The sequence below is a fragment of the Glutamicibacter sp. ZJUTW genome (assembly GCF_008370855.1).
In the GTDB taxonomy this organism is placed as follows: domain Bacteria; phylum Actinomycetota; class Actinomycetes; order Actinomycetales; family Micrococcaceae; genus Glutamicibacter; species Glutamicibacter nicotianae.
Genome location: NZ_CP043624.1, coordinates 3,414,635 through 3,428,469, shown reverse-complemented (window position 1 = coordinate 3,428,469; position 13,835 = coordinate 3,414,635). Strand labels below are relative to the sequence as shown.

The window sequence follows — 13,835 nt, the reverse complement described above, 5'->3', positions numbered from 1 at the left end:
CTGCGGTCTGCCACGTGGGTGAATGAGAACGAAAACCCGGGTGCTGTCATTGCAATCGGCTCCAGGTGCACGCCCAAGGGCGCTGGGTCCTCGACCGGTAGCCCGGATCAGGTTGGCGTTGATATAGACGAATTCGTCGAATTTGACGATGGTTCGCGGGTGTCGATCCGTTGGGACCGGGGATGCGCCATCGGCCTCAACGGATTCGGCAAGCTCAGCGAGCAAGAGCTGCTCGAGCATCTTGAGGGAGCTCTACTGCCCGACGAGGGTGAAGTTGAAGACCTGGGCGAACGCCGTTCCTGGCACGAGTATGCGCTCCTGCTGGCGGAGCAGGGTAACAATGCAACTGCCCAGGAGCTGAAAAACCTGCCGTGCCTCACCGAGCTGTCCTCCGATCTCAGGCCCGGCTTCAGTCTTGAAAGTGCAGGTCGCGCCGGTGCTTGGCAGCGCGGAAGGCCGCGGCTAGGGTGTGAATGTGACGCTGGGCACAGGTTTTGTGCCCGCGAAGATTTCGACGAGGCGATCCATGAAGGGGTACGCAGATGAAGGCTTATGCCCAGGGCGAGAGCGAGCCGCAGCTGATCGAAGAGACGATCGGAGCCAACTTCGAACGCACGGCGGCCCGCTTCGGCCCGGCAGAGGCACTGGTCGAAGCTTCCACGGGGCGGCGTTGGAGCTGGAGCGAGCTGGACGCGCAGATTAACCGCCTGGCCAAGGGCCTGCTGGCCGCCGGCCTGCAGGCGGGGGACCGGGTGGGCATCTGGGCGCCGAACTGCGCCGAATGGGTTTTCGCGCAGTACGCCACCGCGAAAATCGGCGTCATCCTGGTCAATGTCAATCCTGCCTACCGCACCCATGAGTACGCCTACGCGGTCAACCATTCGGGGGTGCGCCTGCTGCTGGCGGTCTCCGAATTCAAGACCAGCAACTACCGTGCGATGGTGGACGCGACGCGCGCCGACACCCCTGAACTTGAACGCGTTATCTACGTGGACACCGCGGACTTCGAGCAACTGCTGGCCGAAGGCGAGCGCATCAGCGACGAGGAACTGTCCCGGTGCCTGGCTGCCACCAAGCCGGAGGACCCGATCAACATCCAGTACACCTCGGGCACCACCGGCTACCCGAAGGGCGCGGTGCTCAGCCACCGCAACATCCTGAACAACGGCTACCAGGTGACCGGAATGATCGACCTGGACGAGCACGATCGGCTGTGCATCCCGGTCCCGTTCTACCACTGCTTCGGCATGGTCATGGGCAACCTGGGCTGCACCAGCCGGGGCACCACGATCGTCATTCCGGCCCCGGGCTTCGATGCCGAAACTACGTTGCGGGTGGTGGCCGAGGAAAAGTGCACCGGGTTGTACGGGGTGCCGACGATGTTCATCGCGATGCAGAACCATCCCAGCTTCAAGGACCACGACCTCTCCTCGCTGCGCACCGGCATCATGGCCGGGTCCATCTGCCCCATCGAGGTGATGCGCCGCTGCATCGACGAGATGGGCATGGACGGGGTGTCCATCGCCTACGGCATGACCGAGACCAGCCCGGTATCCTGCCAGACCCGCAGCGATGACGATCTCGAGCGCCGCACCTCCACCATCGGCCGGGTGCACCCGCATGTGGAGATCAAGGTGGTGGATCCGGCCAGCGGCGAAACCCTGGAACGCGGGGAAACCGGCGAATACTGCACCCGCGGCTATTCGGTGATGCTCGGCTACTGGAACGACGAGCAGAAGACCCGCGCGGCCATCGACGAGGAGGGATGGATGCACACCGGGGACCTGGCGGTGATGCGCGAGGACGGCTACTGCACCATCGTCGGGCGCATCAAGGACATGGTGATCCGCGGCGGGGAGAACATCTACCCGGCGGAAATCGAGGAATTCCTCTACAAGCACCCGGATATCGAGGATGTGCAGGTGATCGGGGTGCCCGATCAGAAGTACGGCGAGGCGATCTGTGCCTGCATCCGCATGAAGGCAGGACGCCAGCCGCTGGATGCGGCGGCGATCCGCGAGTATTGCACCGGGCATCTTGCGCATTACAAGATCCCCGCCTATGTGCAGGTGCTGCAGGATTTCCCGACCACCGTCACCGGGAAGATCCGCAAGAACCAGTTGCGCGAGGACGCGGCGAAACGGCTTGAACTGTAGCCGCCCGCCGCCAGCCAGGTCAGCGAGCCACAGCGATGCTTTGGGTGGAGGTGAGCTTCAGCATAAATACTGCGCCCGGGAATTTCCTGCATGCTAGTTTTCCAAGTGGCTTCCGTGGGCTAACCTCGGGGTCGACAAGGAATTCTTGACGTAAATGGGGTGCGTGCGTGCAGAAACATTTCAGCCGTTTGGTGGGCATCGGTGTGATCATGATCGTGGTTCTCGCGGCCTCGCTGCTGGTGTGGGCGCTGAGCATCGCGGAACGGCCAGTGGGCATGTGGAACCCGATCGAGGTCCACATCGGAAGGCTCTGGACAACCTTCTACAGCTCCGAGCTGCCCGATTTGTCGATCCTGGTTTTCTCCGTTGCCGCCGCGGTGATCCTGGTGCTGCTGGTGGTCCTGGGCGAGCGTCTGGTCACCTGGCGTTATCGCCGGACGCCGATCGAGAAATCGAGCCGGCCGCTGGCGCCCAAGGCGGTGATGGCCCGCACCCGAGGCGTCTACGCAGGACCGGTCACCGTGACCGTGCTGATTCCGGCGCACAATGAAGAAGCTTCCCTGCCATACACCCTGAAAGCCCTGGAGGAGCAGAGCTTTGCTCCATCGCGCATCATCGTGGTGGCCGACAACTGCACCGACCGGACCGTGCAGGTCGCCGGCGAGCACGGGGTCGAGGTGTTCGAATCGGTGGAGAACAAGCACAAGAAGGGCGGGGCGCTGAACCAGGCGCTGCATGCCATCCTGCCCGGGATGGGCGATAACGACTGCGTCATGGTGATGGATGCCGACAGCCAGATCGGCGCGGACTTCCTGGCAACCGCCCGGGACCGCTTCACCTGGGACCGCGCGCTGATGTCGGTGGGCGGGTTGTTCCACGGCGAAGAAGGCCACGGGCTGATCGGCCAATTCCAGCGCAACGAATACACCCGCTACCAACGCGAAATCTCGCGCCGCGACGGCCGGGTCTTCGTGCTCACCGGCACGGCCTCGGTATTCCGCGCCTCGGCCCTGCGCGAGGTGGCGGCTGCGCGCGGCAGCGTGCTTCCGGGAACCCCCGGCGAGGTCTATGACACGGCGGCCTTGACCGAAGACAATGAGCTGACCATCGCGCTGAAAACCCTCGGCGCGCTGACCACGTCGCCGCAGGACTGCACGGTGGTCACCGAGCTGATGCCCAACTGGAAGATGCTGTGGGCGCAGCGGCTGCGCTGGCAGCGTGGCGCCTTGGAGAACCTGGGCGCGTACGGAGTCACCGCGCAGACCTCCCGGTACTGGGCGCAGCAGATCGGCATCGGCTATGGCGTGATCGCGCTGTTCAGCTATTTCGCGCTGATGATCATCATGCTGATCTCCATGGACACCTGGGTGTGGTTCCCGTTCTGGATGCTGCTGGGCGCGCTCTTTGCTGTCGAACGCGTGGTCACGGTCTGGCACGGCGGCTGGAGAGCAAGGATCGTCGCCGCGCTGGTGATTCCCGAGCTGGTCTACGACGCCTTCCTTGATCTCGCATTCCTCAAGGGCGTCGGGGATATCGCCTTTGCCCGCAGCGCGGATTGGAAGCATGTCGACCACGCAGGTGCCGCACGGAAGGAAAACATCTCATGATGAATCTCATCGTCCAGATCCCGCGAGGAATCATTCTCCCCGAAAGCGTGCTGCTCAGCGATTGGTTCGCCGTGCTCGCCTCGTTCGTCGCGATCAACACCGTGCTCTATCTGGTCCTGGGCTTGGCCAAGCTGCTGCCGGTGATCCGGATCCGCAGCGCACGGGGACGCGAACGCCGCTCAGAAACCAGGAATATCGATCCCGAGGCGTCCGTGTAGCTCATGCATCGCCACGGGCAGGTCCGCCAGCTCGATGCCGGGGCTGAAATAGAAGCCTTGCGCATAGTCGAAGTCCAGCCTGCGGGCGAGCTGAAGATGCTCGGCGGTTTCGACCCCCTCGACCAGCGTCTTGGCGTTGATCTCGCGGGCGGCCGCCAGCAGGATGTCCACATGCTCGCGGGCCTCGGCCGATGCCAGGTAGTGGATGAACAGCGAACGGTCCAGCTTCACGATGTGCGGCAACAGGCGCAGGATGCGCTCTCTTGTGGCGTAGCCGATGCCTGCATCGTCAACCAGCAACAGGCAGCCGAGCTCATCGGCATTGGTCCGAACTGCATCGCAAACTTCCGGTGCGGACAGCTCGTGCAGTTCCAGCCCCCAGTCCAGCCGGGGATCAAGTTCCGGGGCCGCGCGCGCGAAGGCCTTGATTGCAGGGCCTGAGGCATTCATGGTGAGCAGCAGCCCATCGGGCAGTCCCTGGGCGGCGTGGACAATGCCCTCCAGGGCGCGCAGCTCCAGCGCCAGCAGATTGCCTTCGGCCCGGGCTTCGGCGAAGTGCTCATCTGGCCGGCGTCCGTCGCTGAATCGTGCCAGCGCCTCGAAGCCCAGCAACGCGTCGGAGCGCAGGTTGATCAGGGGCTGGAATGCGAACTTCATGGTCCACCTAGGCTGGTGATGCGGATTGGCAAGATGATGCTGGTTAGGCTGTTGGGTACGAAGGTGATATTACCCTGAAGCTGGCCAGGGATACGTGGTACTGATGAATTCACAAGGAAGCGGGAGCAGCATGCCCAGGACAAGGAACCGGCGGGCCAACGATGACGGAATCTGGTGGAGCCGGCTGCTGCCAGCCAGGCTCCGCAGGATCGAGCGACTGGAAGTTGCTGTCACCGGGATGGTGGCGGCATTCCTGCTGGTGTTCTATCTGGTCAACCTGGGCAATGATTTCAGTTCTCCGCTCATCCAGAAGCTGGCGGTGGCAAGGGTTGCCGGGACCTTGGCCATGGTGATCACCGTGTGGATGCTGCTTGACCGTTTTCCACTGTGGATTGCCTATCTCGGGGCCCTGGCCGAGTTGTCGGCCTTTGTCGCCTTCGTGGGGTTCTCGGTCAACCATGAGCAGATCGTCTTCAGGCTCCAGGAATTTCCGCTCATCGCGCTCTATATGTCCTGGCTCTTTCCGCCGGCGGTCACCCGGTGGACCATCTATCCTGTCATGGCTTTCACGATTCCCTACTCGGTGTTCTTCGGCCCTGCCGTAGGCACCGAGCACCAAAGCGGTCCGTTGAACGTGCTGAGCCTGGTCTTCTTCACAGTCATTGGGATGTTCGTCGGCCACTACGTCAAGCGCCGATTCCGCCAGCAAACCCAGGTTGATGCGCTGACCGGCGCCTTGAACCGCGTCGGGCTGTCGGCGCGTGGAGATGCCGCCTTGCTCGCGTCGCGGAAGTACCGCAAGCCGCTGGCTGTGGCGTTGCTGGACATGGACGGATTCAAGGAGATCAACGACCAGGGCGGCCATGATGCCGGGGACCGCGCACTGAAGGAGCTGGTGTGGCATCTGCGCAGCTCGATCCGTGCCGGAGACCTGGTCTGCCGATTGGGCGGAGACGAATTCGTGCTGGTGTTCCCCAATACGACGATGGGCCAGGCGCAGCTCTTGATGGAGCGCATTGAAGGCTCATCCAAGCTGGCCTGGAGCTTCGGAACGGCACAGGCCCGAGCCGACGACAACCTGAGCACCATGATCCTGCGCGCGGACCGGGACATGTACGCCTCCAAGCGCCAGCGTGCGGCCGAACGCGGGAAGCCCGCGGAGGAAAGCTGAGTTCCAGGCCCTAGCCGAGCTTGCCGCCCATCCGGTCCTGCATTTTCTGGCTGGCCTCATTCAGGCCCTGGATTTCCACACTCTTCCCGTAGTGCTCGTATTTGGTGCGGATCGAGTCCAATGCGGCGACGGTCGAGGCATCCCAGAGGTGCGAATCTGACATGTCGATGATGACCTTCTCGGGATCCTGCGCGTAGTCGAACTGCATGTACAGGTCATTGGAGGAAGCGAAGAACAGCTCGCCGTTGACCTTGTACACGGCCGAATCTTCGGTAGCGCTGCGGTCCACGGTGACCATATGCGCCACGCGATTGGCGAAGAGCACCATGGCCGCAAGGATGCCCGCGCCCACGCCGATGGCGAGGTTGCTGGTGATCACGGTGAGCGCCACGGTGATGGCCATGACGAAGGTTTCGCTCTTGGGCATCATCTTCAGCGTGCTCGGGCGAATTGAATGCCAGTTGAAGGTGGTGGCCGAAACCACGATCATCACCGCGACCAGCGCGGCCATCGGAATCCGGGCGACGATGTCGCCGAGCAGCACGGCCAGCAGCAGCATGAAGATGCCGGCGAAGGCCGTGGAGATCCGGGTGCGCCCGCCGGAGACCTTCACGCCCACCATGGTCTGGCCGATCATCGCGCAGCCGCAGATCCCGCCGAAGAACCCGGTGACGATATTCGCGGTGCCCTGCGCCCAGGACTCGCGGGTCTTGCTCGACGGGGTGTCGGTGATGTCATCGACCAGCTTGGCGGTCAGCAGGGATTCGAGCAGGCCGACGAAAGCCACCGCGATCGCATAGGGCGCGATGATCTGCAGCGTCTCCATATCCAGGGGCACCCCGGGCAGGTGGAAGATCGGCAGCGAGTCGGGCAGCTCTCCCTTGTCGCCCACGGTCGGAACGGTGACCTTCGCGAAGATGGTGATCGCGGTGAGCACCACGATGGCGATCAGCGGCGCCGGGACCGCCTTGGTGATCTTCGGGAAGTAGCAGACGATGGCGACGCCGAGGATCACCAGCGGGTAGACCATCCACGGGACATTGCGCAGCTCGGGCATCTGCGCCCAGAAAATCGAGATGGCCAGGCCATTGACGAAACCGATCATCACCTGGCGCGGAATGAAGCGCAGCAGCTTGGCCACGCCCAGCAGGGCCAGGGCGACCTGGATGATGCCGGCCAGCACCACCGCCGCGAAGAGGTATTCCACTCCGTAGGTGCGCACCAGCGGGGCGACCACCAGTGCCACCGCGCCGGCGGCGGCGGAAATCATCGCCGGGCGCCCGCCGGTGATCGCGATGACCACCGACATGGTGAAGGAGGCGAAGATGCCTACGCGCGGGTCCACCCCGGCGATCACGGTGAACGCGATGACTTCGGGGATCAGTGCCAGGGAAACGACCAGGCCGGCGAGCAGTTCGGTTTTCAGCAGCCGCGGGGACTTGAGGGTGCGCAGCACCGACTGCCGTTGCAGGGGCGTCAATTCAGCGGTCGCGGTACTCACCGGGGCTCCGTTTCGTCAGGTGTCCCAGGGAAGCAAAGTGGGATCTTGTCTACGTTATCGCAGCGGAGGTTGCCTGCGCCCGCAGATGCCGGAGATTTGCGCTACACGAGGCGAGCAGGACGCTTAAATTCGAATTCCCGGCCGAAGACTTCGGCCGGGAATTCTCGATCATCACTCGCACCTTCATGAGGTACTTACCAATATAGGAGGCGAAGCTATGCCGGTGCTGAGCGTCCACTGCAGATTTGGAGAAGACTGTGCCGCCGGTTGCCGGAAATAATTTCAGCGGCCCGCGTGCAGTTCGGGGTTTCGAGAATTGCTGGAAACAGGGAAATGATTTTGGATACAGAAACTGGCACTGTCGCAAGACCGACAGTGCCAGTTTCCGCGTCATCACTCGCACCTTCATGAGGTACTTAAAACTGTAGAACGGCATTCTGTGGATGCAATAAGCATGCACTGCGCGTAGGCCATGCATCCTGATTCCATTGCACCAGCGCTTTAGACCAGCGACGAATGGGATTCGGTGTTCGGCAGGTCCGTGAAGGCTGAAGCGACGCCGGAGTAGGCAATGCGCCCGCCACGGGTATTGACTCCCTTGGCCAAGGCCGGATTCGATGCCAAGGCCTGCTCGACGCCCTGGTTCGCCAGCTGCAGCAGGTACGGCAGGGTGGCGTTGGTCAGCGCCTTGGTGGACGTCTGCGGCACGCCGCCCGGCATGTTGGCTACGCAGTAGTGCCGGATGCCGTCCACTTCGAAGATCGGATCTTGGTAGGTGGTTGCGTGCGAAGTTTCGAAGGCTCCGCCTTGGTCGATGGCCACATCCACCAGCAGCGACCCGGGCTTGAGCAAGCCCAGCTGTTCGCGGGTGACTACCTTGGGCGCAGCACGACCCGGAACCAGCACGGCGCCGATGACGACGTCGGCCTGAGCCAACTCGTTTTCCAGGGTCAGCGGGTCATTCATCAGTACCCGTGCCCGGTTGCCGAGCAGGTCGCCAAGCTGGCGGATACGCAACGGTGACATTTCCAGGATGGTGACTTCTGCCTGCATGCCCAAGGCCAGTTGTGCGGCTTGGGTTCCGACCACACCTCCGCCGATGACCAAGACACGGCTCGGAGCTACGCCTGGCGAACCGCCAAGAAGCTTGCCCGGTCCTCCTTCGGGACCGGTCAGATAGGTGGCTGCCGCATGCGCCGCCAAGCGGCCTGCGATTTCGCTCATCGGCGTCAACAGCGGCAAGCCAGTGTGGTCCTGAACGGTTTCGTAGGCGATGGATAGTGTGCCGGCATCCAGCAACGCTTCGGTCAATGGGCGGTCTGCCGCCAAATGCAGGTAGGTGAACAGAGTCAGGTCCTCGCGCAGGAAGTGGTATTCGCTGGCAATTGGTTCCTTGACCTTGACCAAGAGTTCCGCGCTGGCCCAAGTATCGGCTTGGGTGGCAAGCAGGGCCCCGGCCGCGGCGTACTGATCATCGCTGAAGCCGGCGTTGTCGCCTGCGCCAAATTCGACGTGAACTGCATGTCCCTTTGCGGTTAGCGCTGCAACACCGGCAGGTGTGATGGCAACGCGTTGCTCGGCAGGCTTGATTTCCTTGATAACTGAGATGTGCATTATTGGACTCTCTTCTTTGTAACTGTAGATGTAGTTGTAGTGGTGTGGGCTCCAAAGCCCGGTTAGCCGGCGGTGGTTCGGCGGGCAATATTGTAGAAGCGCACGGACTGGTATTCCTCTAGGCCTTCGCTGGCTCCTTCACGGCCCAGGCCGGACTGCTTGACTCCGCCAAATGGCGCGGCCGCGTTGGAGGGCACGCCTTGATTGATGCCAACGATGCCGGTTTGCAGTTGGTCGGCGACATTCATCGCGCGGTCCAGGTCCTGGGTGAAGACATAGCCAGCGAGCCCGAACTCCGTGTCGTTGGCCCAGCCCAAGACCTGTTGCTCGGTATCGAAGCGCCGGATCGCAGCAATCGGGCCGAAGATCTCTTCCCCGGCGACGCGTGCGGATGGCCCGACATGGTCCAGCACCGTGGGAGCATAGAAGTGGCCGATGCTGTCGTAGCCGTGGCCGCCCGTGAGCAGCTGGGCGCCCCGCTCCAGGGCATCGTTGGTGAAGTCCTGCATCTGCGAAACGGCTCGGCCATCGATCAACGAACCGATTCCGGATGCATCGCTGAGCCCGGCACCGACCTTTACTTGGGCAAATCGGCGGGCGAGCTCGGCAGCGAACTCGTCAGCAATGCCGGACTGGACATAGATGCGGTTGGCGCCAATGCAGGATTGGCCGCCGTTGCGCAGCTTGGCTGCGATAGTTCCCTCGATGGCGCGTTCGAAATCTGCGTCGTCGAAGACCAGCAGCGGGGCGTTGCCGCCCAGCTCCATGGAGCTGCGCAGCACATTCTTCGAAGCAAGCTCAAGCAACCTTCGGCCTACCGGGGTGGAGCCGGTGAACGAAACTTTGCGCACGCGCTGATCGGAAAGCACCTCTCTGCTGAAACCCGTGGCATCCGAGGTGGAAACCACCTGGATCAGCTGCTCGGGCACCCCTGCTCGGATGGCCAGTTGAACGGCAAAGTATGTGGTCAGCGGGGTGGCTGTGGCTGGCTTGATGACCACCGGGCACCCCGCGGCCAGGGCCGGCGCGATCTTGCGCGTAGCCATGGCCAGTGGGAAGTTCCACGGGGTGATCAGCACTGCTAGCCCTACTGGGGCGCGTCGGGTGAGGATATCCGCGCCTCCATCGGGGGCTGGTTGGAATTGGCCTGCCGGGCGGACCGCCTCCTCTGCGTACCAGCGCACGAAGTCGGTTCCGTACTTTACCTCGCCCCGCGCTTCAGCCAGCGTTTTGCCCATCTCCCGGGAGATCAGCATGGCGATCTGCTCTCCGTGCTCGATGAGCAGTTCATACCAGTTGTGCAATGCCTGGGCGCGGTGCCGGGGGCTTTGGCGGGCCCAGTCGGCACCGGCCGCATCGGCCCGGCCGACCGCTGCCAGAGCATCTGCGGGTGAAGAATCCGGGACGCGGGCGATCAGTTCACCGGTGGCCGGATCGTGGACCGCGATGCCCTGCGCTGGAGAATCCAGCGTGGCGATGGCTGCATCGGCATTCGCCATGTAGCGGGGATCAGCGGCGGCCAGCTGCGCGTCTTGCTGCGTTGCAGTGTTCACTTGCCGCTCCTTGCATTGATGGCTTCGCCGATGGCGCTGATGAACATGGACAGCTCCTCGTCGGTGACGATGAATGGCGGGCTGATCTGGATGGTGTTCCCGCGCAGCGGGCGTCCGATGAAGCCCAGCTCCACCAGGTCGTCGCACACCCGCTCGGCGGTCAGCGATTCGTGAAGCGTAACGCCGCCCAGCAAGCCGGCGCTGCGCACCTCGGTGATGGCCTCGGTGCGCGCAGCCAACGCGTCCAGTTCGCGGCGGAGCACCGATTCGAGCTGGGCCACGCGTGGAACCAGCTGCTCGCGTTCCAGGATCTCCAGGTGCTTCAGGGCGACCGCGCTCGCCGTTGCATGCCCTGCATAGGTGGCGCCGTGGCGGAAGACCGGGGTGTCGGGCGAGTCGACGTAGAACGGCTCCCACAGGCGCGGAGCGACCATTACTCCGCCCAGCGGGGCGTAGCCGCTGGTCACACCCTTGGCGAAGGTGATCATGTCCGGTTCGAGGCCGTAGTATTCGGCGGCGAACATCGTGCCCATGCGCCCGAAACCGGTGATGACCTCATCGAGGATCAGCAGGATATCGTTGTCCCGGCAGATTCGCGCGATGGCTTCGAGATACCCGGGGGCTGGGGGATTGACTCCACCGGTTCCCTGCACGGCCTCAGTGACCAGCGCGGCAATATTCTCTGCTCCGAGGCGGTTGACCAGCGCTTCGACCTGGGCTGGGTCGTTGAAAGAGACGCGGGCGGTTTCCGGAACCAGGGAGTCGGTGCCGTAGCCCTCGCGGTTGAATTCCAACCCGGCGATCGAGGTGCCGTAGGCGTGCAGGCCGTGGTAGGCGTGTTCGCGCGAGAGGATAATCTTCTTCGAATTCCGTCCCTCGCGCTGCCAGTGGCGGCGGGCGAGCTTGCATGCCACATCGATGGCATCCGAACCGCCCGAGTTCAGGATGATCTTGGCGCGGTCGATGGGGCTGAGTTCTGCCAGCTTCTCGCCCAGGGCCAGCGCCTTGTCATTCGAATAGCGAGCGAAGATGTGATAGGTCTCCAACTGCAGCATCTGTTCGTAGGCCGCTTGGGCCAGCTCGGCATTTCCATGGCCTACGTTCGCATGCCACAGGCCGGCAGTACCGTCGAAGAGCTTGCGTCCATCCTGGGTGTAGAGCCACGACCCTTCGCCGCGTTCGACAACCAACTGGCGCCCGCTAACCGTGGGCAGATGGGCTTGTGCTGGCCAGAGTGATGGCGCTTCCAGGATGCTCGCGCTGGCCGTCGAGTCCGGCAGCGTCAGATTATTCAGTGTCATTCGGATTCGTTCCATTCCGGTCGTGGATGATTGGGTTGATACCAATCTAGAAATCGAAACCGGTTATGAAAAGCGAAAGATTTCGACAGATTCCTGTCAGTTTTACTTACATGTCGTGGGACATGTGAAGTTCTGCTTCCAGCGCCCGCTGCACGGCATTCAGCGCCAGATTGTGCTCCGATCCCTTGCGGGTGATGAACAGGATGGTGCGGCTCTGGTCGGCCGGAAGCCAGTTGCTGGGCTGCAGCTGGCTGCTTGTCTCCTGGATGAGCATGTCCGGAAGGAAAGCTGCTGCCAGGCCACGCTCAACCAGACGCAAGTGGAAGAGCACGTCCGAGGAAACATGCTGGACACGGGGTTCGAATCCGCGTTCCCGGCAAACTCGAAGTGCCCATTGTGCAGCAGCGGACTCTGCCGGTTCCATGACCCATGGCAGGGTGGCTGCGGCCTCGGCGTCGGGAATCTGAAGTCCGGTTGGAAGGTAACCGCGGATCGGATCCTGGCCGATGATGGTGGTGTGCAGGCCGTTGGCGCTGCCCGAGGAAGTGCCTGGGAAGGAGTCGGTGACGATCGCGTCGACCTGGCGCGATGCCAGGCGGATAATCGCATCCTCCGGCTCATAGCGCTGGATGCGCACTTCAAGGCCGGGGTGCGTCTCGGCGATGGAAGCAAGTGCGGCTGGAATGGCTGCCCGGCTGATACTGGCGAAAGCTGCCACCGTGACCGCGCCTTGTGCCCGTTGGTGGGAGCTGGCCAAATCGGCTTCGGCCTTTTCCATCGCGGCAAGGACCGCTTCCGTATTGCCCACCAATTCCAAACCTGCCTTGGTCAGCTGCACGTTGCGCCCTGCGCGTTCCAGCAGCTTGACCCCAGTCTCACGTTCGAGCTGGCCCAGCTGCTGGGAAATTGCCGAGTGGCTGTATGACAGGCTGCGAGCCGCGGCGCTCATGCTCCCGCGCAAGCTGACCTCGCGCAGCAGCCGAAGACGATTCAGATCAAGCATGCATTTTCCTCCGAGTGGTTCAATTCAGGCGGCAACGGCCTGCAAGACTTGCAAGAAGCTCTTGACCGCGGGGCGCAGGTCGCTGCCGCGGCGTCCCACGGCATAGATTTCCCGGAACATGGGAGGCGGTGCAGGGCTCTGTGACGGCGCGAAGCGGGTGACGTTTTCCTCGGTTGGGCCCAGTCGGTTGAACACCATGCGGGGCAGGAAAGCGGCAGCAACACCAGCAGCCACCAACTCGTAATGCAATCTGGGATCGGGGGAGTCGAAGAGCACTCTCGGCTCGAACCCCAGCGCACGGCAGTAATTGCGGCTGAACATGTGGGCATCGGTGCCATGTGGTTCAAAGGCCCAATCAAAATCGGCTAGCTCCGCGATGCTCGCGACCGGACGCGGCAGAAAAATATCCAACTGGTCGGTAGTAATCAATGTGCGAACTAATCCAGAGTCCGCTCTGCGTGGCACATGGGTGAATTCATCGACAATGGCAATATCTGCGCGTCGTCCGGACACGGCGTCCAATGCCTCGCTGGGTTCGAGCTGCGTGAACTCAACCACCACGTCGGGATGGACCAGCGCCATGTTCCGCAAGGCATCTGGCAGATAGGTACGTGCGAAAGTGCTGAATGCCGCGAAGCGGATAACTCCCTGGATCCGGCTACGTCGTGTTTCCAGCTCGGCGCTGGCCGCTTCGAGTACCGAGATCGCCTCATCCACGCTGGCAATCAGGTGTTGCGCGGCCGGGGTTAGCCGGATGCTGCGACCGACCTGTTCGAGTAACGGCAACCCTGCTTCCGCTTCGAGCTTGGCCAATTGCTGCGATACCGCGGACGGGCTGATGCCTAGCATCCGAGCGGTGCCCGCGATGCTTCCGCGCAAATGCAGTTCGCGCAGCAGCGTGAGCCTTTTGAAATCTAGCATTTCCTTCTTCCGCCGCAGATGCACCTGCGGTACATCCCGTAAGTTCTGCTTAACGATACGAACAAGATGCACCCACTTTATCTGATTCAAACGCAGTCTTATGGTGTAGATCACAAGAAAAATTCCACTCATT

General features: G+C 62.6%; 12 protein-coding genes. 5 read left to right on the top strand and 7 right to left on the bottom strand.

The features are described from left to right. Positions 1 to 18: 18 nt before the first annotated feature. From F0M17_RS16070 to F0M17_RS16055, 4 genes are all read left to right on the top strand, one after another. A complete protein-coding gene (locus tag F0M17_RS16070) occupies positions 19 to 546 on the top strand; it encodes a hypothetical protein (RefSeq protein WP_149597559.1) in 528 nt (175 codons plus the stop codon). Then, a complete protein-coding gene (locus F0M17_RS16065; RefSeq protein WP_149597558.1) occupies positions 543 to 2,156 on the top strand; it encodes an AMP-binding protein in 1,614 nt (537 codons plus the stop codon). Before F0M17_RS16070 ends, F0M17_RS16065 begins: the two co-directional genes overlap by 4 nt. A gap of 167 nt (positions 2,157 to 2,323) precedes the next feature. Beyond that, positions 2,324 to 3,763, top strand: a complete 1,440-nt coding sequence (locus F0M17_RS16060) for a glycosyltransferase (RefSeq protein WP_233125337.1) — start codon at positions 2,324 to 2,326, stop codon at positions 3,761 to 3,763. Further along, complete coding sequence (locus F0M17_RS16055; RefSeq protein ID WP_223308829.1) at positions 3,760 to 3,981, top strand: hypothetical protein; 222 nt, start codon at positions 3,760 to 3,762, stop codon at positions 3,979 to 3,981. The genes F0M17_RS16060 and F0M17_RS16055 overlap by 4 nt, the downstream gene beginning before the upstream one ends. On the opposite strand, the gene F0M17_RS16050 is transcribed toward F0M17_RS16055, so the two are convergent. Then, a complete protein-coding gene (locus F0M17_RS16050) occupies positions 3,943 to 4,638 on the bottom strand; it encodes an EAL domain-containing protein (protein ID WP_149597557.1) in 696 nt (231 codons plus the stop codon). The two genes, F0M17_RS16055 and F0M17_RS16050, sit on opposite strands and share 39 nt — an antisense overlap. 130 nt (positions 4,639 to 4,768) lie before the next feature. Between F0M17_RS16050 and F0M17_RS16045 the strand changes: the two genes are divergently transcribed. Further along, entirely contained in the window at positions 4,769 to 5,809 is a 1,041-nt protein-coding gene (locus F0M17_RS16045) for a GGDEF domain-containing protein (RefSeq protein ID WP_168202045.1), read from the top strand. A 10-nt stretch (positions 5,810 to 5,819) separates the two neighbouring features. Here F0M17_RS16045 and F0M17_RS16040 read toward each other — a convergent pair whose 3' ends face one another. The 6 genes from F0M17_RS16040 to F0M17_RS16015 all read right to left on the bottom strand — a co-directional run bounded on the left by F0M17_RS16040 (position 5,820) and on the right by F0M17_RS16015 (position 13,816). Then, a complete protein-coding gene (locus F0M17_RS16040; RefSeq protein ID WP_149597555.1) occupies positions 5,820 to 7,310 on the bottom strand; it encodes a SulP family inorganic anion transporter in 1,491 nt (496 codons plus the stop codon). Between the two features lie 501 nt (positions 7,311 to 7,811). Then, positions 7,812 to 8,924 (bottom strand): alanine dehydrogenase, encoded by a 1,113-nt coding sequence (gene ald, locus F0M17_RS16035; protein ID WP_149597554.1) that lies wholly within the window; start codon positions 8,922 to 8,924, stop codon positions 7,812 to 7,814. 62 nt (positions 8,925 to 8,986) lie between these two features. Further along, positions 8,987 to 10,477, bottom strand: coding sequence for an NAD-dependent succinate-semialdehyde dehydrogenase (locus tag F0M17_RS16030; RefSeq protein ID WP_198934359.1), 1,491 nt, complete (start codon positions 10,475 to 10,477; stop codon positions 8,987 to 8,989). Then, a complete protein-coding gene (locus F0M17_RS16025) occupies positions 10,474 to 11,778 on the bottom strand; it encodes an aspartate aminotransferase family protein (RefSeq protein WP_121867632.1) in 1,305 nt (434 codons plus the stop codon). Before F0M17_RS16025 ends, F0M17_RS16030 begins: the two co-directional genes overlap by 4 nt. Positions 11,779 to 11,884: 106 nt before the next feature. Beyond that, positions 11,885 to 12,781, bottom strand: a complete 897-nt coding sequence (locus F0M17_RS16020) for a LysR family transcriptional regulator (RefSeq protein WP_038992896.1) — start codon at positions 12,779 to 12,781, stop codon at positions 11,885 to 11,887. A 24-nt stretch (positions 12,782 to 12,805) separates the two neighbouring features. After that, complete coding sequence (locus tag F0M17_RS16015; protein ID WP_162989384.1) at positions 12,806 to 13,816, bottom strand: LysR family transcriptional regulator; 1,011 nt, start codon at positions 13,814 to 13,816, stop codon at positions 12,806 to 12,808. Positions 13,817 to 13,835 lie beyond the last annotated feature (19 nt).

Bases quoted from the DNA above. Each gene is read 5' to 3' on its own strand.
- F0M17_RS16025 (WP_121867632.1), bottom strand. From the start codon at position 11,778: ATGACACTGAATAATCTGACGCTGCCGGACTCGACGGCCAGCGCGAGC.
- F0M17_RS16045 (WP_168202045.1), top strand. From the start codon at position 4,769: ATGCCCAGGACAAGGAACCGGCGGGCCAACGATGACGGAATCTGGTGG.
- F0M17_RS16050 (WP_149597557.1), bottom strand. From the start codon at position 4,638: ATGAAGTTCGCATTCCAGCCCCTGATCAACCTGCGCTCCGACGCGTTG.
- F0M17_RS16020 (WP_038992896.1), bottom strand. From the start codon at position 12,781: ATGCTTGATCTGAATCGTCTTCGGCTGCTGCGCGAGGTCAGCTTGCGC.
- F0M17_RS16065 (WP_149597558.1), top strand. From the start codon at position 543: ATGAAGGCTTATGCCCAGGGCGAGAGCGAGCCGCAGCTGATCGAAGAG.
- ald (WP_149597554.1), bottom strand. From the start codon at position 8,924: ATGCACATCTCAGTTATCAAGGAAATCAAGCCTGCCGAGCAACGCGTT.
- F0M17_RS16055 (WP_223308829.1), top strand. From the start codon at position 3,760: ATGATGAATCTCATCGTCCAGATCCCGCGAGGAATCATTCTCCCCGAA.